This is a genomic window from Candidatus Pantoea soli, assembly GCF_007833795.1.
Taxonomy (GTDB): Bacteria; Pseudomonadota; Gammaproteobacteria; order Enterobacterales; family Enterobacteriaceae; genus Pantoea; species Pantoea soli.
This window is the reverse complement of record NZ_CP032702.1, coordinates 3246989-3264688: the sequence shown is the minus strand read 5'-3', so window position 1 is coordinate 3264688 and position 17700 is coordinate 3246989. Positions and strand designations below refer to the sequence as shown.

The 17700-nt window shown below is 57.7% G+C and carries 19 protein-coding genes; 6 read left to right on the top strand and 13 right to left on the bottom strand.

The features are described 5' to 3' along the window. Window positions 1-49: 49 nt before the first annotated feature. From D8B20_RS15020 to mdtI, 3 genes are all read left to right on the top strand, one after another. A complete protein-coding gene (locus D8B20_RS15020) occupies window positions 50-538 on the top strand; it encodes a hypothetical protein (protein ID WP_145889605.1) in 489 nt (162 codons plus the stop codon). A gap of 703 nt (window positions 539-1241) precedes the next feature. Then, the gene (gene mdtJ / locus D8B20_RS15015) at window positions 1242-1592 is read left to right on the top strand and encodes a multidrug/spermidine efflux SMR transporter subunit MdtJ (protein ID WP_145889604.1); all 351 of its coding nucleotides are present in this window, start codon (window positions 1242-1244) and stop codon (window positions 1590-1592) included. Further along, window positions 1579-1908: a multidrug/spermidine efflux SMR transporter subunit MdtI gene (gene mdtI, locus D8B20_RS15010; protein WP_145889603.1), complete on the top strand. Its 330-nt coding sequence runs from the start codon at window positions 1579-1581 to the stop codon at window positions 1906-1908. The genes mdtJ and mdtI overlap by 14 nt, the downstream gene beginning before the upstream one ends. Window positions 1909-1962: 54 nt before the next feature. Here the strand turns inward: mdtI and D8B20_RS15005 are convergent, their stop codons facing one another. The 10 genes from D8B20_RS15005 to D8B20_RS14960 all read right to left on the bottom strand — a co-directional run bounded on the left by D8B20_RS15005 (window position 1963) and on the right by D8B20_RS14960 (window position 9184). Beyond that, the gene (locus tag D8B20_RS15005; protein WP_145889602.1) at window positions 1963-2937 is read right to left on the bottom strand and encodes a glutathione S-transferase family protein; all 975 of its coding nucleotides are present in this window, start codon (window positions 2935-2937) and stop codon (window positions 1963-1965) included. A gap of 78 nt (window positions 2938-3015) precedes the next feature. Then, the gene (locus D8B20_RS15000; RefSeq protein WP_145890621.1) at window positions 3016-3426 is read right to left on the bottom strand and encodes a DoxX family protein; all 411 of its coding nucleotides are present in this window, start codon (window positions 3424-3426) and stop codon (window positions 3016-3018) included. Window positions 3427-3629: 203 nt separating this feature from the next. Beyond that, a complete protein-coding gene (locus D8B20_RS14995; protein WP_145889601.1) occupies window positions 3630-3914 on the bottom strand; it encodes a YqjK-like family protein in 285 nt (94 codons plus the stop codon). Further along, the gene (locus D8B20_RS14990; RefSeq protein ID WP_145889600.1) at window positions 3911-4306 is read right to left on the bottom strand and encodes a phage holin family protein; all 396 of its coding nucleotides are present in this window, start codon (window positions 4304-4306) and stop codon (window positions 3911-3913) included. Before D8B20_RS14990 ends, D8B20_RS14995 begins: the two co-directional genes overlap by 4 nt. A 1-nt stretch (window position 4307) precedes the next feature. Next, window positions 4308-4613, bottom strand: coding sequence for an ElaB/YgaM/YqjD family protein (locus tag D8B20_RS14985; RefSeq protein ID WP_145889599.1), 306 nt, complete (start codon window positions 4611-4613; stop codon window positions 4308-4310). A gap of 34 nt (window positions 4614-4647) precedes the next feature. Further along, the gene (locus D8B20_RS14980) at window positions 4648-5022 is read right to left on the bottom strand and encodes a DUF1090 family protein (RefSeq protein WP_145889598.1); all 375 of its coding nucleotides are present in this window, start codon (window positions 5020-5022) and stop codon (window positions 4648-4650) included. A gap of 162 nt (window positions 5023-5184) precedes the next feature. Next, window positions 5185-5553 carry an EnvZ/OmpR regulon moderator MzrA gene (gene mzrA, locus D8B20_RS14975; RefSeq protein WP_145889597.1) on the bottom strand — a complete coding sequence of 123 codons (369 nt, stop codon included), beginning with the start codon at window positions 5551-5553 and terminating at the stop codon, window positions 5185-5187. Next, window positions 5553-6227, bottom strand: a complete 675-nt coding sequence (locus D8B20_RS14970) for a DedA family protein (protein ID WP_145889596.1) — start codon at window positions 6225-6227, stop codon at window positions 5553-5555. The genes mzrA and D8B20_RS14970 overlap by 1 nt, the downstream gene beginning before the upstream one ends. Window positions 6228-6571: 344 nt before the next feature. After that, window positions 6572-7324 carry a transcriptional regulator ExuR gene (exuR, locus tag D8B20_RS14965; protein WP_145889595.1) on the bottom strand — a complete coding sequence of 251 codons (753 nt, stop codon included), beginning with the start codon at window positions 7322-7324 and terminating at the stop codon, window positions 6572-6574. Between the two features lie 558 nt (window positions 7325-7882). Next, window positions 7883-9184, bottom strand: coding sequence for an MFS transporter (locus tag D8B20_RS14960; RefSeq protein WP_145890619.1), 1302 nt, complete (start codon window positions 9182-9184; stop codon window positions 7883-7885). 398 nt (window positions 9185-9582) lie between these two features. On the opposite strand from D8B20_RS14960, the gene uxaC reads away from it, so the two are divergent. Genes uxaC through D8B20_RS14945 form a run of 3 tightly spaced genes read left to right on the top strand, consistent with a single transcriptional unit; the run spans window position 9583 to window position 13944 of the window. Continuing rightward, window positions 9583-10998: a glucuronate isomerase gene (gene uxaC, locus D8B20_RS14955; protein ID WP_145889594.1), complete on the top strand. Its 1416-nt coding sequence runs from the start codon at window positions 9583-9585 to the stop codon at window positions 10996-10998. Window positions 10999-11000: 2 nt separating this feature from the next. After that, on the top strand, window positions 11001-12449 hold the full coding sequence (locus D8B20_RS14950) for a tagaturonate reductase (RefSeq protein ID WP_145889593.1): 1449 nt from the start codon (window positions 11001-11003) through the stop codon (window positions 12447-12449). A 4-nt stretch (window positions 12450-12453) separates the two neighbouring features. Further along, window positions 12454-13944 (top strand): UxaA family hydrolase, encoded by a 1491-nt coding sequence (locus D8B20_RS14945; protein WP_145889592.1) that lies wholly within the window; start codon window positions 12454-12456, stop codon window positions 13942-13944. Between the two features lie 45 nt (window positions 13945-13989). Here the strand turns inward: D8B20_RS14945 and sstT are convergent, their stop codons facing one another. The 3 genes from sstT to D8B20_RS14930 form a co-directional block, all read right to left on the bottom strand. Next, window positions 13990-15225 (bottom strand): serine/threonine transporter SstT, encoded by a 1236-nt coding sequence (gene sstT, locus D8B20_RS14940; protein ID WP_145889591.1) that lies wholly within the window; start codon window positions 15223-15225, stop codon window positions 13990-13992. 229 nt (window positions 15226-15454) lie between these two features. After that, on the bottom strand, window positions 15455-16423 hold the full coding sequence (locus D8B20_RS14935; RefSeq protein ID WP_145889590.1) for a TerC family protein: 969 nt from the start codon (window positions 16421-16423) through the stop codon (window positions 15455-15457). A gap of 251 nt (window positions 16424-16674) precedes the next feature. After that, on the bottom strand, window positions 16675-17661 hold the full coding sequence (locus tag D8B20_RS14930; RefSeq protein WP_145889589.1) for a Gfo/Idh/MocA family protein: 987 nt from the start codon (window positions 17659-17661) through the stop codon (window positions 16675-16677). Between the last annotated feature and the right edge of the window lie 39 nt (window positions 17662-17700).

The following is a 17700-nucleotide window of genomic DNA, read 5'->3' as shown; positions in this document are numbered from 1 at the left end:
ACCTCCGGTAAAGTAACTTCTGTACCTGAAATAACCGGAGAAAAGTGCAGTGAGTTACGACGTTATTAAACTGTTTCACGCCCTGGCAGCAGTCGCCGCGACCGGCCCGCTGCTCTTTGCACCCTGGCTTTCGGCGCGGCTTAAGCGCTGTCAGCCGGAGGGGGCCGCGCTGCTGCTGCAGGGGCTGGCGGTCACAGACCGCTATTACAACATCGCTGGCTGGGCATTGATGCTGAGCGGCATCGCCATGTTCTGGCTGTACGACTGGCACCGTCTTTTTCAGATCTGGTTTCTGCTGAGCGTGGCGATTTTCGTGATCGATTCGCTGGCAGAGAAGCGACTGCGTGACCCGGCCAGTGCCGCACTTGCCACGCTGCGCCCTGGCGATGCGGACTGGCGTACACAGGTGGCGCGCCTGCATAAAGCTGTGGTGGCGCAGATGATCTGCACCGCGGCCATTCTGCTGGTCATGCTGCTGCACAGTCAGCTGGCGATTAACCTGCTGACCCTCGTGCCTTTCCAGCGGGGAGTCGCCTGACCCGCTGACGGGCTGCGCATTATCGCGCGTTTCACCTCAGATGACGGATGCCGAAGCCACACCGCGTCGGCAGCCGGCCGGTAAAAAAGCCGGGCCCGTCCGTCGCCTGGCCGAAAGCGTGCGCCGGCGTCAGCCACCGTTAAAAGCGCGTTTTTGTGCGGGCACGACGCTGAGGCCGCTGTGCTGTGAAGCGGGCAAGCGTCGTGTCACGGATTATGACGGGCTCAGGCTTAATGCTTATTTGCGTTGCTGCGGCTGGCGATAAGAATAATGCCTTTCTGAAATCAGGAGGGTTAAATTAAAAAGCACAAAGCGTGCTGAAAGGCTTTTTGCCAGATGTTTTTTTACGCAGGCAGGATGTAATAAAGATGCGGGCATCCGTGTGCGTAAAGAAATGAAAATTCCGGAAAAACATGCTTTCATTATGCCAGAATATGCGCGTGTTTAACTACCGGAGACAATTTTTCATCCACAACGGGAAAAGCAACAACGTGGATAAGTTGTAAATGTATGGATAAAAAATTCGCCAGGGTGCGTCTTCCAGTTCCTTCTTTCTTCAGCCTTTCTTTCTGCCTGACCAGCGATCAGCACTGGCGCTTCGCGCTGTAGTCTCTTTCTCTCCTTTTTTATTTTTTATTTCCTGATGATTTACATGCCGTAAACCGGCGTGGATGGCTTTTATTTCTCATAAAGGAGAGAACGAATGCGGTACTGGATTTTACTGGCGCTGGCAATTGTGGCGGAAATAACCGGCACGCTATCGATGAAATGGGCCAGCGTAACCGGGGGCAGCGCCGGTTATTTACTGATGCTGTTTATGATTGCGCTGTCTTATATTTTTCTGTCGTTTGCCGTTAAACGTATTGCGCTGGGCGTGGCCTATGCGATGTGGGAAGGCGTGGGCATTTTGTTTATTACGCTGTTCAGCGTGATGTTATTTGGTGAGTCTCTGTCGCCGCTGAAAATTGCCGGTTTAATCACGCTGATTACCGGTATTGTGCTGATTAAAACCGGCACCCGCAGCCGTTGTGAGGTGAAGCATGGCAACCTTTAACTGGTTACACCTGGGCTGGCTGCTGCTGGCCGTGGTGCTGGAGATTGTGGCGAACATCTTTCTTAAATATGCGAACGGCTTCCGCCGGCCCCTGTACGGCCTGTTGTCGCTGGCCGGGGTACTGGCGGCGTTTAGTGCGCTGGCGCAGGCGGTAAAAGGCATCGACCTTGCGGTTGCCTATGCGCTGTGGGGCGGTTTCGGTTTAGTCGCAACGGTCGCGGCAGGGTGGATTCTGTTTGATCAGCGGCTGAGCCGCCGGGGATGGTGCGGCGTGGCGATGCTGTTAGCCGGCATGGTGCTGATTAAATTTGCCTGATGCGCACGGCACTGGCCCTCTTGCCGTAAGCAGGAAGAGGGCCAGGCAGCGGTATTATCCGCGGCCGTGCGGTTCATCCCAGTCAAAGGCCGGGCCAAGCGAGATAACGCCATTCGGATTGATGGTTTTGTGGCTGCCGTAATAGTGGTGGCGAATGTGCGGCAGATTCACCGTTTCAGCAATACCCGGCATCTGATAGATGTCGCGCAGGAAACCGCTGAGATTGCGGTAATCACTGATGCGGTGGCGGTCACACTTAAAGTGCGTCACGTATACCGGATCAAAGCGTACCAGCGTTGTCCACAGCCGTAAATCCGCTTCTGTCAGCTGGTCGCCGGTCAGATAGCGATGCTGGCCAAGAATCTGCTCCAGCCGCGCCAGCGAATGGAACAGTGCGGTGACCGCTTCATCGTAGGCCGCCTGCGACGTCGCAAATCCGCTTTTATACACGCCGTTATTCACGGTGTCGTAAATCCAGCCGTTCAGCTCGTCGATTTGCGCCCGCAGTGCCACCGGATAGTAATCACCGGCCCGCGCGCCCTGAGCATCAAACGCGCTGTTAAACATGCGAATGATATCGGCCGACTCATTGCTGACAATGGTGTGCTGCGCTTTGTCCCACAGCACCGGCACCGTTACGCGTCCGGTGTAGTGTGGATCGGCATGCAGGTACAACTGGTATAAAAATGCATTCTGATACAGCGTATCTCCGGTCGCAGCCGGAAACGTGTCATCAAAGGTCCAGCCGTTCTCCAGCATCAGCGGATGCACCACGGAGACGGAAATCATCTCCTCCAGTCCTTTCAGCTTGCGCATCAGCAGCGTGCGGTGTGCCCACGGGCAGGCCAGTGACACATAAAGATGATAGCGATCGCGTTCTGCGGCAAACCCGGCTTTACCGTCAGGGCCGGCGCTGCCATCCGGCGTCACCCAGTTACGCCAGACGGCTTCACTACGCCTGAAGCGGCCACCGGTTGACTTCGTATCATACCAGGTGTCATGCCAGACACCGTCAATCAGCTGTCCCATAAGCCCTCCATAAAAAAACAGGGCGAGGAAAATCCCCGCCCCTGATTCAGTATATGTGCTGTGGCAACGCGTGTATGCTTAGCGTGCGGTTGCCGGCATGGCGCGCTGACGAATCAGGCGATCAATGCTGTAGGCACCCGGACCTACCAGACCCAGCACCAGGAAGCCCCCGGCAATAGAGAGGTTCTTCATGAACATCAGCTGGTTAACACCTTCCGCAAAGTTGCTGTGGAACAGGAATGCTGTCAGCAGCGTGAAGCCTGCGGTAAACAGGGCGGTAAAGCGCGTCAGGAAACCGAACAGAATCGCCAGGCCGCCACCCAGTTCCAGCAGAATGACCAGCGGCAGCAGAAAGCCCGGTACGCCCATGGATTGCATGTACTGCGCGGTGCCCGCATAGCCGGTCAGTTTGCCCCAGCCGGCCGTAATAAACAGGATGGTCATCAGTACGCGTGCCAGCAGCAGGCCTGAGTCTTCGAATTTTTTCATCATTTACTCCAACAGGATTTTTGATGCAGGCTGTTGGCCCGCGGTTTTATGTCCGGCGGTACCGCGATGTGCGGTTAACCGGGCTGATGGAGAAAGATAATAAGCGGGGCGTCGCCAGGTTGTAAGCGAGATAAACTGTCGATGTTATTCAGGAATACTGAAGGAACGAAACCGGATGGATAAGATCCGGTTTGAATAAGAGATTAGCGGGTCGCCAGGGTAGATTTGATCATGCGCCAGGTGCTCCACAGGCCAAAGCCTCGCTTGGCCCAGCGCAAAATGCGATTAGGGCTGCGCACTGACCAGATAGCCAGCGCACTGCTGCCAATCGCCAGATAGCGCCGCATACTCAGCAGCGTCAGCCAGCCACGATCGTAATGCGCCGTCCCGGCCAGCCAGTCACGCCGCGCTGCACTGAGATCGAGCCGCTGCTGCTGTACCTGGTTAAGCAGCTCGTGGATACGGGCCTCACGTTCGTGACGACTCATGAACGATGCTCCTCCAGCAATTTACGATCGGTATCCAGCTCTTTGCGCGTATGGCGCAGCAGCGTCGACTGACGGGATTTGCGTAGCGTCCACAGGCCGAAGATCAGCGCCAGCGCAAACAGCACGCCGGTGGTGACGGCGATCGCCATCAGCCGGTACTGCGCGTCTACTGCCCAGATGATCAGCACCATCAGGCTCATTAAGCCGAACGCGGTAAACAGCATGGTCAGACCCACCATGATCAGCATCTGAATCAGGTTGGCTTTTTCCTCTTCCAGCTCTGCAACCGCCAGCCGGACCCGGGTTTCGACCATACTGACCAGCGTGGTGACGACGCGCTGTCCAATGTTGAAGACCCCTTTGCCTGGGCCGTGGCTCTGACCGTCGCTCATATTAACGACGTGAAATCAGAATGCCGATCAACACGCCCACGGCTGCACCGATACCGACGCCGTGCCACGGGTTTTCACGAACATAATCGTCCGCTTTTTCCGCCGCTTCACGCGTGGTCTGCGCAAGGCGTTCGCCGGATTCGCCCAGACGTTCACGGGAACTTTCCAGTGCGCCGCGCGCTTTATGACGCAGCTTGTCCAGCTCCGATTTTGATTTGTCGGCTGAGCTGCTTAATACTTCTTCCAGGGTGTCAGCAAGGTTTTTCAGTTCTGCGCGCAGATGCTCAGAGGTGGTGTCTTTAGCCATGAAGTTCTCCATTACAGCAAGTTATTACGTCCGATTAGTAAGGCTCAGCCTGCAGCTTTTTCAGCGTGTGCTGCGCCTCTTCCAGCTTACGTTTGCGCTTGTCGATCTTGTCTTTGTCATCGCCGTCCTGGCGCTCTTCCTGCAGCTCGCGCTCGCGCTCGGCAACTTTGTGCTTTTGCGATTCGATGCGCTCAGCGTGGGCTGATTTCAGCTTCTTATCGGTGCAGCCCGCGCGAACCTCGGTTAACGCACGTTCCAGACCGGTGACCCGGCGCTGGTTATTGTGCTGTTTCGCCATCTCAATTTCGCGCTGGATGTCATGCTCTTTCTGCTGGCACAGGGACTCTGCTGCCAGCAGTGAACCGGAGAGAGAGAACAGCACCGCACTCAGCAGTAATTGATGTTTCATCAGGTATTTACCTTCCATTGTTGATGACCTGTCGCAAACCGGACAGGAGGGGCATCCCAGCTCGCGCTACCTTTAAGGATAGACAGCCGTCGAAAAAATTCAAAGAACACGCGGAGATAGCGGAGAATATCGGCCGTCTGGCGGGTGGCCAGACGGCGGGGATTAGCTGTAAGTGGGGCGGTTAGGATCAATCACCTGCTGTGAAGCCTGCGGGCCCGCTGCGACCACCAGCCCCTGCGGCAGCAGACGGCGCAGCACCTTCTGCGCGGCCAGGCTTTGCTCTTCATTTTCAAAATGAATAACCAGCGCGTCGCCTGCGGTTGTGATGCTCTTAATGTGCACCCCCTTCGCCGAAAGCTGCTGGTAGAGATAAAAGCCGTCCGGCAGGTTGGTGCCGCTCTGCGCCACGCGAATTTTTACCACCGTTTCATGCTGCATGACGCGAGGAACAAGGCAGACTGCCAGCAGCAGCAGCACGCCACCGCCCAGCCAGGGAAGAAATCGCCTGGGGAAACCACGAAAACGCCTCATTACTGTGATTTCCCATCCTGACCGGCCTGGCGCTTGCGCCACAATACCACCAGCGAACCCACCAGTCCTACCACCAGCAGCACCAGCGGCAACAGCATCAGGCAGAACATCAGCTCATCTTCATAGCGGCGGAAAAGCGGTGTTTTCCCCAGCGCGAAGCCGATGGTAGTCAGAATCACTACCCAGAGAAAGCCGCTGATCCAGTTAAAAAACTGAAAGCGCGCATTATTGAGGCCGGAAAGTCCGGCGATGGTAGGCAGCAGGGTACGCACGAAAGCGATAAAACGGCCAATCAGCAGCGCAGAGAGGCCGTGGCGATGAAACAGGCTGTGGGCGCGCTGGTGATACTGCGCCGGCAAGTGTGACAGCCACTTTTGCACTGTCGGCGTATTACCCAGCCAGCGGCCCTGAATGTAGCTTACCCAGCAGCCAAGGCTGGCACCGGTGGTCAGGATAAACAGGGTCATCGGGAAACTCAGGGTGCCTTTGGCGATCAGTACGCCAACCAGAATCAGCAGGCTGTCACCCGGCAGGAAGGCGGCCGGCAGCAGGCCATTTTCAAGGAACAGAATCATGAACAGCATGCCGTAAATGGCCCACACCAGGGTGGGGTCGGAGAGCATTTCGTAATCCTGCTGCCACAGGGCGTGCAGCAATGCTTTCAAAATATCCATCAATCATTCCCGAACATCATTGTTAAACGTGCCCAACAGGGCGCAGGCGCAGGCGAGGAAGAGTTATACATTTTAAGGTTTGCCGCCTGAGCAGGATTTCCCGGTTCCGTCCGGAAGTGAACGTTAAATCTGCAACTTTTTAATACCCTGTCGCAAAGGGTAAGAAAAGGGCGCTAACTGTAACAAAAATCATGGGGTACAGACAGTGTAAAGTCACTGCCGCACAGGAGTTTTACCTTTTGACGCCAGTGGTCCAAAGAGGCTTTACATGAGCTGACACTATTGCAGATTAACTGACTTTTGGCGCGGCTGGTGCCGCAGGGTTGCCGCAAACCGCCGTCGGCTCACGGCAGAATGACCGGATTTTCCGCAAACATGTAACGGTCGACGTTGAATTCAAAGTCATCGGCGGTGGCGTCAAACAGCATCTGTTTAGTATTTTCAAGATGCTGCCACATTGCCAGCTTGCTGGCGGCGGGATCTTTGCGCATCAGCGCACGGAGAATCTGGTCGTGATCGTCACACCAGCTGGTGATATGACGGGCGTCTATGTGCTCATGCAGCTTCAGCCAGTAAGGGTTATGCAGGCGGTGACGCCACATTTTTTCCACGATTTCGGCCAGCACGCTGTTGCGCGTGGATTGCGCAATGCGCACGTGAAACTCCATATCCCAGGCGGAATCGCGGGCATGGTCATCCGCACGGGCTTTTTCCTGAATGGCCAGCAGCGCCATAATATCCTGGGCGCTGACCTGCGTAGCGGCAAATTCGGCAACGTTACTCTCAATCAGCTGGCGCGCCTGTAAAAGTTCAAACGGGCCGTAGGCAGCAAATTCCAGCTGCGCCGGTGCCGCCGCCGGATGCTGCGGTTGGGCGCTGATCACATGAATACCGGATCCTTTGCGCACTTCTACATAGCCCTCGACCTCCAGCATGATAATCGCTTCACGCACCACCGTGCGGCTCACTTCGCGCTCTTCGGCGATCAGGCGTTCGGCGGGCAGTTTATCGCCCACGCGATAGGTCCCCGCCTCAATGCGGCGCTTAAGCTCGCTGGCGAGTTGTTGATAGAGACGTCGGGATTCGGTGAGATCCATTGCGCGCTCCGCAGTCGTGGTGAAAGTTGAGTTGTTATACCACTTCAGCGGGACGGAAGATACGGGCTGAGCTGAGCCAGCCCGGTGAGCTTAACTGCCAGCCGCAGCGGGTTCGGCCACCGCAGCCCGGTCCGGTTCGGATCGTATACCGGCTGATTCTTCAGCCGTGCCCGGATGATGCAGGCACCCGGCAGATTACCTGCCACCAGCACAGTAAACGGCGGAGTGATGCCTGTCCGCCAGTGCGGTGAGCTTAACTGCCAGCCGCAGCGGGTTCGGCCACCGCAGCCCGGTCCAGCTCGGATACCGGCTGATTTTTCAGCCGTGTCCGGATGATACAGGCGCCCGGCAGATTACTTGCTACCAGCACAGCAAACGACGGAGTGATGCCTGTCCGCCAGTGCGGTGAGCTCAGCTGCCAGCCGCAGCGGGTTTGGCCACCGCAGCCCGGTCCGGTTCGGATACCGACTGATTCTTCAGCAGTGTCCGGATGACACAGGCGCCCGGCAGATTACCTGCCACCAGCACAGTAAACGGCGGACCGCCAGTGCGGGGAGCTTAGCTGCCAGCCGCAGCGGGTTCGGCCACCGCAGCCCGGTCCAGCTCGGATACCGGCTGATTTTTCAGCACCGTCCAGATGACACAGGCGCCCAGCAGATCAAATACCGCCAGCGCAGCAAACAGCGGACTAAAGCCAAGCGTGTCCGCCAGCGCGCCTACCACCAGGGCAAACAGGGTGCTGGCAGTCCAGGCGGCCATGCCGGTTAAGCCGTTGGCGGTGGCCACTTCATTACGGCCAAACACATCGGAAGAGAGGGTAATCAGCGCGCCGGACAGCGCCTGATGGGCAAACCCGCCAATGCACAGCAGCCCAATCGCCACATACGGGCTGGTGAACAGGCCAATGGTGCCCGGGCCGATCATCAGGACAGCACCCAGGGTGACCACCATTTTACGCGAAACGATCAGATTGACGCCAAACCAGCGCTGAAACAGCGGAGGCAGATAGCCGCCCACAATACAGCCCAGATCGGCGAACAGCATGGGCATCCAGGCAAACAGCGCAATCTCTTTCAGGTTGAAGCCATACACCTTAAACATAAACAGCGGGATCCAGGCGTTAAAGGTGCCCCACGCGGGTTCGGCAAGGAAGCGCGGCAGCGCAATGCCCCAGAACTGGCGATTACGCAAAATCTGACGCGCAGACAGCTTGCTGTGGTTACCGGTCTGATGCTGCACCTCCTGGCCTGAAATAATGTAGTGACGCTCCTCGTCGCTGAGTTTGCTTTGCTGTTTCGGATGCTTATAGAACACCAGCCAGCACAGCGCCCACACCAGGCTGAGCACGCCGCTGATAATAAAGGCCATCTGCCAGCTGTGCGCCACAATCGCCCACACCACCAGCGGCGGAGCCAGCATCGCGCCAATGGAGGAGCCGACGTTGAAGTACCCCACGGCGACAGAACGCTCTTTCGCCGGGAACCACTCACTGCTGGCTTTCAAACCGGCGGGGATCATCGCGGCTTCTGCCGCACCGACGGCACCACGCGCCAGGGCAAAGCCGCCCCAGCTGCCGGCCATGGCCGTCGCGGCACAGAACAGCGCCCACAGCACGGCGAAAACGGCGTAGCCAATCTTGGTGCCAAGCATATCCAGCACGTAGCCGGCCACCGGCTGCATCACGGTGTAACACGCCGAATAGGCGGCCACGATATAGGAGTATTGCTGGGTGGTAATACCCAGCTGGGTTTCCAGCGTGGGTGCGGCTACGGCAATGGTGTTACGCGTTAGGTAACCCAGCACCGTACCGATTGTCACCAGCGCAATCATGTACCAGCGTAGCCCTTTAATCTTACGCATCATTAACCTCTTCCAGTTTGTCGTCCTGCTTGCCAGTTAATTAGTGGGTGCACCGGGGTGTCCCCATGAGCGGGCGGAGTGTCTCTTTAAGAGGTCGGCCAGCCGCGTGTTGTTATTAGCTGTGCCATTACCGCTGGCAACAATGAGGCGAGAGGTTAACTTGTTATACAACTTTATAATTTGAATGCCATCACAAAACCCCTGCATCGCCTGTGCGCTTGCTTTTAAAGCGGATAAAACAGCAGGTTAATGCAGGTTTACAGGAAAAGTCGTCCATATAGCCGCTGTAAAGCTGTCATTAATGTGAGCTGTATCGCAAACAATTTTGCCGTTTTTAAAAATTGGTATGATAACTTTCAGGTCAGAAGCCCACAGGCACCTAACATAAGGATGCAGGTATGTTACGTTTTATGAGTGAGGATTTTTTACTCGACACGGAGTTCGCCCGCCGTCTGTTCCACGATTACGCCAAAGACCAGCCCATTTTTGATTACCACTGTCATCTGCCTCCGCAGCAAATCGCTGAAAATTATCGTTTTGCGAATCTGTATGACATCTGGCTGAAGGGCGATCACTATAAGTGGCGCGCAATGCGTGCCAACGGCGTGCCGGAAGCGCTCTGCACCGGTAATGCCAGCGATCGTGAAAAATTTGACGCCTGGGCACGCACGGTGCCGCACACCATCGGCAATCCGCTTTACCACTGGACGCATCTGGAACTGCGTCGTCCGTTTGGCATTCAGGATGTGCTGCTGGATGAACGCAGCGCCGATCGTATCTGGCAGCAGTGCAATGCCCTGCTGGCGCAGGATGACTTCACGGCGCGCGGCATTTTGCAGCAGATGCGGGTGAAGATGGTCGGCACCACCGACGATCCGCTGGACGATCTGCAGTATCACCGTCAGTTAGCCAGCGATCCCGGCTTTACTGTCAGGGTGTTGCCAAGTTGGCGGCCGGATAAAGCCTTCAATATTGAACTGGACACCTTTGTGCCGTGGATTCAGCGGCTGGAACAGATCACGGATATCAGCGTGCAGCGCTTTGACGATCTGCGCCGCGGGCTGATGCAGCGCCTCGATCACTTCGCGGCACACGGCTGCAAAATCGCCGATCACGCACTGGACGTGGTGCTGTTTGCCGAAGCGGATGAGGCCACGCTGGACGGTATCCTGGCGCGACGTCTGCAGGGAAGGGCACCCTCGCCTGAAGAAACCGCGCAGTTCAAAACGGCGGTGCTGGTGTGGCTGGGCAGTGAATACGCCCGGCGCGGCTGGGCGCAGCAATACCATATTGGCGCATTGCGCAATGCCAACCGCCGCCAGTTTGAACGGCTGGGTCCCGACGTCGGCTTTGACTCGATCAATGATGCGCCGCTGGCGATACCGCTGGCACGGTTGCTGGATGCGCAAAACCGGGATAACGCGTTACCCAAAACCATTCTTTACTGCCTGAACCCGCGCGATAACGAAGTGCTTGCCACGATGGCTGGCAATTTTCAGGGAGAAGGGGAACCGGGCAAAATGCAGTTTGGCTCAGCCTGGTGGTTCAACGATCAGCTGGATGGCATGCAGCGCCAGATGACGCAGCTGGCGCAGATCGGCCTGCTGAGCCGCTTTATCGGCATGCTGACCGACAGCCGCAGCTTCCTCTCCTATACCCGCCACGAATATTTCCGCCGCCTGCTTTGCCAGATGATCGGTAACTGGGTGGCGCGCGGCGAAGCGCCGGCAGACGAAGCGTTGCTGGGACAAATGGTAGAAAACATCTGTTTCAACAATGCGCGCGATTACTTCGCTATCGCATCAGGAGTGTGAGGATGCAGCGGCTAAACCGGCACAACTTCCCGGGCGCGCACTACAGCGAACGGGTCATTCAGTTTGGTGAGGGGAATTTCCTGCGCGCCTTTGTTGACTGGCAGCTTGACTGGCTCAATGCCCATTGCGGCACCGATGCCGGTGTGGTGGTGGTACGGCCGCGTAATCGTGCGGTGGCAACCTCACTGAATCAGCAGGACGGTTTATACACCACCCTGATTCGCGGCCTCAACGAAAAAGGCGAGCAGGTCAGCGAAACCCGGCTGATTCGCAGTCTGAATCGTGAAATCCAGCCGGCACAGCAGTTTGAGGCATTCCTGGCGCTGGCACGCGCCCCGCAGATGCGCTTTGTGTTTTCCAATACCACCGAAGCCGGCATTACCTTTGCCGCGCAGGATCGGCTGACTGACCAGGCCGCTTCCACTTTTCCCGGCAAGCTGACGCAGCTGCTGTGGGCGCGCTTTGAACACTTTGCCGGGGCGGCCGATAAAGGCTGGCTGATCGTGCCATGCGAGCTCATCGATCATAACGGTGATGCGCTGCGCGCTGCGGTGCTGCGCTACATCAGCCACTGGCAACTGCCGCCGGCGTTTGCTGCCTGGGTTGACGATTGCTGTGTGTTTTATAACACGCTGGTGGATCGCATTGTCACGGGCTATCCCGGGGACGCCGAAGCAATCACTGCCCGGCTCGGCTATGAAGATCGCTACCTGGTTGCCGCTGAAGTGTATTCACAATTTGTGATTCAGGGGCCGGAAGATCTGGCACGTGAGCTGCAGCTGGATCGGCTGGCGCCCGCCGTGAAGCGGGTGAAAGACATCACGCCTTATAAAGCGCAGAAAGTGGCGATCCTCAATGGTGCGCATACGGCGATGGTGCCGGTCGCCTTTCTGGCCGGGCTGGACAGCGTGGGCGAGGCGATGGATGACCCGGCGATCGCCGGATTTATCGCGGCGCTGCTGCGGGATGAAGTGATTCCTGTGCTCAACCTGCCACGCGAGGAGCTGATCGCCTTTGCGCAGGCGGTGGAGCGGCGTTTCCGTAATCCCTTTATTCATCATGCGCTGCTGGCGATTGCGCTCAATGGCATGACGAAATTCCGCACCCGTCTGCTACCGCAGCTGCTGTTAGCGCAGCAGCAAACCGGCGAGTGGCCCGTGCGCCTGACGTTTGCCTTCGCGGCGCTGCTCGCTTTTTATCAGGGCGAACAGGGCGATCGGCACTGGCCCCTGCAGGATGATGAACAGTGGCTGCACTACTTTGCGCAGCAGTGGCCCGCCGTCAGGCAGAACCCGAACACCCTGGAACAGCTGGTGCACGGGGTACTGAGCAACAGCCAGCACTGGGGCGAAGATCTGACGCAGCGGCCCGGACTGGTAGCCGCCATCAGCCAGCACCTGCACACCATCACCGTCCACGGCATGCGGGCGGCGGTGACTCAACTGAGATAACGCTATGCAAGATGCAATAAAAATTCATTCACGCGATAACGTCGCCGTGGCGTTGCGCGATCTGCCTGCGCACGCCCGGGTTGAGATTGATCATCAGCTTATTACGCTGCAGCAGGCGGTGGCACGCGGGCATAAGTTTGCGCTGCAGCCGCTGGCCACCGATGCGCTGGTGATCAAATACGGCTTACCGATTGCGCACGCCACGCAGCCGGTTGCAGTGGGTGAATGCCTTCACTCCAGCAACGCGCGCACCAATCTGAGCGACGTCGACGACTACGACTATCAGCCGGCCTTCACCGAACTCCCGCCGCAGGCGGCCGATCGGGCGGTACAGATTTACCGCCGCGCCAGCGGTGAAGTAGGCATTCGTAATGAGCTGTGGGTGCTGCCCACCGTGGGATGCGTCAACGGGATTGCCCGCCAGATTGTGGCGCGCTTTCTGCAGGAGAGCGGCAACGCAGAGGGCATTGATGGCGTGCACCTGTTCAGCCACCCGTTTGGTTGTTCCCAGCTGGGGCAGGACCATGAAAACACCCGCACGATACTGCAAAATATGGTGCGTCATCCCAACGCCGGCGCCGTGCTGGTGATTGGTCTGGGCTGTGAGAACAATCAGGTCGATCAGTTTCGCGCCACGCTGGGCCAGGTTGACAGCCAGCGCGTGCACTTTATGGAGTGCCAGAAACAGGATGATGAGGTGGAAGCGGGGGTGGTGCACCTGCATGCGCTGTACCAGGCGATGCGCGCGGATCGGCGCGAGGCCGGCCGGCTCAGCGAGCTGAAATTTGGTCTGGAGTGCGGCGGTTCGGATGGCTTGTCGGGCATCACCGCCAACCCGCTGCTGGGCTGTTTCTCCGATCAGATGATCGCCAACGGCGGCACCACGGTGCTGACCGAAGTGCCTGAAATGTTTGGCGCTGAGCGCATCCTGATGAGCCGCTGTCGCGATGTCACCACCTTCGATAAAACCGTGGCGATGATCAACGACTTCAAGCGTTACTTTATCGATCACCAGCAGCCGATTTATGAGAATCCTTCACCGGGCAATAAAGCCGGCGGCATCACCACGCTGGAGGAGAAGTCGCTGGGCTGCACGCAGAAAGCGGGGCAGAGCCAGGTGGTGGACGTGCTGAAGTATGGCGAACGGCTGACTACCCCGGGGCTGAATCTGCTGAGTGCGCCGGGCAATGATGCGGTTGCAACCAGCGCGCTGGCCGCCGCCGGCTGCCATATGGTGCTGTTTACTACCGGACGCGGGACGCCCTACGGCGGCTTTGTGCCCACGGTAAAGATCGCCACCAATACACCGCTGGCAGAAAAGAAACCGCACTGGATCGATTTTAATGCCGGGCGTTTGCTGGAAGGAACCGACATGGCGGCGCTGCTGGTCGATTTTGTCGATCTGATCGTGGCAATTGCAAACGGTGAGCCCGCGCGCAATGAGGTCAATGATTTCCGTGAGCTGGCGATCTTCAAGAGTGGCGTCACGCTGTAATCGGCGTGACACGCAGCGGCGCATGGTGCGCGCCGCTGCGGCAGGTTATACGGCGGTACGCGGTGCGCGTTCCGCTTCCGCCTGGCAGACCGCGGCGGTAAACAGAATGTCGGTGGAGGAGTTCAGCGCCGTTTCTGCAGAGTCCTGCAGAACCCCGATGATAAAGCCGACCGCGACCACCTGCATCGCCAGATCGTTCGGAATGCCGAACATGTTGCAGGCGACCGGAATCAGCAGCAGGGAGCCGCCCGCCACGCCGGAAGCACCACAGGCGCACAGCGAGGCCACCAGGCTCAGCAGGATCGCCGTCGGCACATCCACCGCAATACCCAGCGTATGCACCGCCGCCAGCGTCAGCACGGTAATGGTGATCGATGCGCCGGCCATACTGATGGTCGCGCCCAGCGGAATGGAGACGGAATAGGTGTCCTCATCCAGATTCAGCCGTTTCGCCAGCGCCATATTCACCGGAATGTTAGCCGCGGAGCTGCGGGTGAAGAAGGCGGTAACGCCGCTTTCCCGCAGGCAGGTGAACACCAGCGGATAGGGATTGCGGCGGATCTTCTGCCACACCAGCATCGGGTTAATCACCAGCGCCATTACCAGCATACAGCCCAGCAGCAGCGCCAGCAGGCTGGCATATTCCCACAGCGCATCGAAACCGGTGGAGGCAAGAATGGATGCCACCAGACCAAAGATCCCCAGCGGCGCACAGCGAATCACACAGCGCACCACCCAGGTGACGGCATGGGAGGCATCGTTGAGAAAGGCCTTGCTGCCGGGGCTGGCGTGCCGGAATGCCAGGCCCAGGCCCAGCGCCCACACCAGAATGCCGATGTAATTCGCGTTCATCAAAGCATCAATCGGATTCGCCACCATGCTCATCAGCAGTCCGTGCAGCACTTCGGTGATGCCGGAAGGGGGCGTGATCTGCGTGGTGCCGGCATTCAGGGAGAGCGCCTGCGGGAATAAGTGGCTGAAGATTACCGCGACCACGGCGGCAAAGAAGGTACTGAGCAGATACAGCATAATGATAGGGCGAATATTGGTCTTCTGCCCCTGCTGATGGTTGGCAATCGAGGCGATCACCAGCACCAGCACCAGCAGCGGTGCGACCGCTTTCAGCGCCCGCACGAACAGCTCGCCCAGCAGGCCTACGGCTAACGCGGTATCGCGCGAAAACCACGCCAGCGCCACGCCAGCCACCAGGCCAATCATGATTTGTTTTACCAGGCTGCCTGCAAGCAGAGAACCCAGACGTCGGGAAAGGTTGTTTTGCATAGTACGGTCTTTTTATGGCGGTAATGAGTGTGGTGCGCGGATACAGCGCGCCTGACGGTTTGCCCGGCGGAGTATAAGGAAAAGTGTTAGCGAGAAAAGAGATAATTCTGTGCGTGGGCGTGGGATCGGTTTTTTGATCTGCTGATGATGGGAAGTGTGACAGACATATGAAAGGTGAAGATTGCAACTGGCAAAACAAAGCAGGGGCGATTAGCGCCCCTGCAGAAGATTATTGTGAGATGCCTTTCTGGTCATTCCTGCGGTTAACCCAGGCATTAATCAGCAGCGTACTGCCCAGAATAACGCCGACCACCGTTAGCGAAACGGCAACCGGAATGTGGTAGAACTCCACAATCAGCATCTTAATCCCGATAAACACCAGCACTATCGCCAGGCCATATTTCAGCATGGAGAAGCGCTCGGCAACGTTCGCCAGCAGGAAGTACATGGCGCGCAGGCCGAGGATCGCGAACAGATTCGACGTCAGGACGATAAAGGGATCGGTGGTGACAGCGAAAATCGCCGGAATACTGTCGACGGCGAAAATCACATCGCTCAGTTCCACCATAATCAGCACCAGCAGAAGCGGTGTGGCAAACAGGACACCGTTCTGGCGGGTAAAGAATTTTTCACCGTCGAGGTTATCGGTCATGCGCAGGTGCTTACGCAGCCAGCGCACCACCGGTTTATCACCGACCGCGCCGTCGTCCTCTTTGGCCAGTGCCATCTTAATGCCGGTGAACAGCAGAAAAGCCCCGAAGATATAGAGGATCCAGCTGAACTGCGTCACCAGCCAGCTGCCTGCAAAAATCATGATGGTGCGCAGCACAATGGCGCCCAGCACGCCGTAGATTAGGACCCGGCGCTGTAGCGTGGACGGGATGGCAAAATAGCTGAACAGCATCAGCCAGACAAAGACGTTATCCACCGCCAGCGCTTTCTCCAGCACGTAGCCGGTCAGGAACGCCAGCGTTTGTGTCGTGGCGACTTCACGGCCGGACGTACTGTCGAGATACCACCAGAAAGCGGCCGCAAACAGTAAAGAAACGGAGACCCAAATCAGCGACCAGACGGCGGCCTGACGGAAAGACATGGTTTGTGCGCCGCGACGCCCCTGTAGCAGGAGATCGATCGCCAGCATGATGAGCACGACAACCGCGAAGCTGACCCAGAGTAACGGTGTGCCTACAGTGTGCATAGTCGTATCCTGTGCAAAATAAAAAACGGCTAAGTCAGAAGACGTTAGCCGCTTTTTAACGCTGCAAGCAGATCTCGCCTTCCGGCAAGGTCTCACTTACAACACAGAATAGATCCGGGTTGCCTGATGACCGGATGCGTTAAGCATCGTAGTGACGATCAATCAGCGTAGAAGTTACTCCCCTTTGCAGCGGTCAACATACGTTCAATCGCCAGCGGATTCAATCGGACCGCCGAAATATTTTGCAATATTTACACTTCCTGCGCATCCGCCGGGAAGATCACGCCGGTCTGGCGACGAATCTCTGTCAGCAGCTGCGCGGTCACCCGTGAGATCGCCAGGGCCGGATGATCGACCGCGCGCGCGGCAACCAGCCGGGCAAAGGTTTCTGCTTCATACCGCATGGTGTTGCTGTGGTGCGGCCGGGTCAGATCCTCCGGTTCGCCATTGCGCGGTATCCATCGCAGCTGCTGGCATTCTGCGATTTTCTCAATAACCAGCGAGCCGGCTTCGCCCTGAATTTCACTGGGGATGGCCGAATCACTGACCTTGGAGTGCAGTAGCGTCACGTCAAAATCGCCATAGTTCAGCACCACCGTGCCGTGCGCGTCCACGCCGCTCGCCAGCAGAGCGGCGCTGGCACTGACCTGCTGCGGTGCGCCCCACAGCGTGACGGCGGCCGCCAGGCAGTAAAAGCCGATATCCATCACGGAGCCGTTAGACCAGCGCGGATTAAATGTATTGGGATTTTCCCCGTCCAGATAGCGCTGGTAGCGCGACGAGTACTGGCAGTAGCTGAACACGGCCTTGCGCAGTTTACCCACCTGCGGCAGCGCTTGTTGCAGCTGCAGAAAGGTCGGCAGCGAGGCCGTCTTAAAGGCTTCAAACAGGACAACCTGATGCGCCCGGGCGCAGGCGATCATCGCTTCGGCTTCCTTCAGGTTAGATGCCATCGGCTTTTCACATATCACATGCTTGCCGTGCGACATAAACAGCATTGCCTGTTCCGCATGCAGGGCATTCGGGCTGGCAAGGTAAACCGCCTCAATGTCGGGGCTGGCGGCCAGCGCCTCCAGTGAGGTAAAGGTGGCATCACAGGGGTAGTCAGCGGTGAAGGCATCCGCCTGCGCCTGGCTGCGGGAGTAAACGGCGCTGAGTTTCATTTTGCCGCTCTCGTGGGCGGCATCAATAAACTGACGGGTAATCCAGTTGGTTCCCACAATGGCAAAACGTATCACGGCCTGCTCTCCTGTTATCACAAAGCGGCAGAGTAGCAT

Coding starts and splice junctions, on each gene's coding strand:
- mdtJ (WP_145889604.1), top strand. CDS start 1,242: ATGCGGTACTGGATTTTACTGGCGCTGGCAATTGTGGCGGAAATAACC.
- mdtI (WP_145889603.1), top strand. CDS start 1,579: ATGGCAACCTTTAACTGGTTACACCTGGGCTGGCTGCTGCTGGCCGTG.
- D8B20_RS15005 (WP_145889602.1), bottom strand. CDS start 2,937: ATGGGACAGCTGATTGACGGTGTCTGGCATGACACCTGGTATGATACG.
- D8B20_RS15000 (WP_145890621.1), bottom strand. CDS start 3,426: ATGAAAAAATTCGAAGACTCAGGCCTGCTGCTGGCACGCGTACTGATG.
- D8B20_RS14995 (WP_145889601.1), bottom strand. CDS start 3,914: ATGAGTCGTCACGAACGTGAGGCCCGTATCCACGAGCTGCTTAACCAG.
- D8B20_RS14990 (WP_145889600.1), bottom strand. CDS start 4,306: ATGAGCGACGGTCAGAGCCACGGCCCAGGCAAAGGGGTCTTCAACATT.
- D8B20_RS14985 (WP_145889599.1), bottom strand. CDS start 4,613: ATGGCTAAAGACACCACCTCTGAGCATCTGCGCGCAGAACTGAAAAAC.
- D8B20_RS14980 (WP_145889598.1), bottom strand. CDS start 5,022: ATGAAACATCAATTACTGCTGAGTGCGGTGCTGTTCTCTCTCTCCGGT.
- mzrA (WP_145889597.1), bottom strand. CDS start 5,553: ATGAGGCGTTTTCGTGGTTTCCCCAGGCGATTTCTTCCCTGGCTGGGC.
- D8B20_RS14970 (WP_145889596.1), bottom strand. CDS start 6,227: ATGGATATTTTGAAAGCATTGCTGCACGCCCTGTGGCAGCAGGATTAC.
- exuR (WP_145889595.1), bottom strand. CDS start 7,324: ATGGATCTCACCGAATCCCGACGTCTCTATCAACAACTCGCCAGCGAG.
- D8B20_RS14960 (WP_145890619.1), bottom strand. CDS start 9,184: ATGCGTAAGATTAAAGGGCTACGCTGGTACATGATTGCGCTGGTGACA.
- uxaC (WP_145889594.1), top strand. CDS start 9,583: ATGTTACGTTTTATGAGTGAGGATTTTTTACTCGACACGGAGTTCGCC.
- D8B20_RS14950 (WP_145889593.1), top strand. CDS start 11,001: ATGCAGCGGCTAAACCGGCACAACTTCCCGGGCGCGCACTACAGCGAA.
- D8B20_RS14945 (WP_145889592.1), top strand. CDS start 12,454: ATGCAAGATGCAATAAAAATTCATTCACGCGATAACGTCGCCGTGGCG.
- sstT (WP_145889591.1), bottom strand. CDS start 15,225: ATGCAAAACAACCTTTCCCGACGTCTGGGTTCTCTGCTTGCAGGCAGC.
- D8B20_RS14935 (WP_145889590.1), bottom strand. CDS start 16,423: ATGCACACTGTAGGCACACCGTTACTCTGGGTCAGCTTCGCGGTTGTC.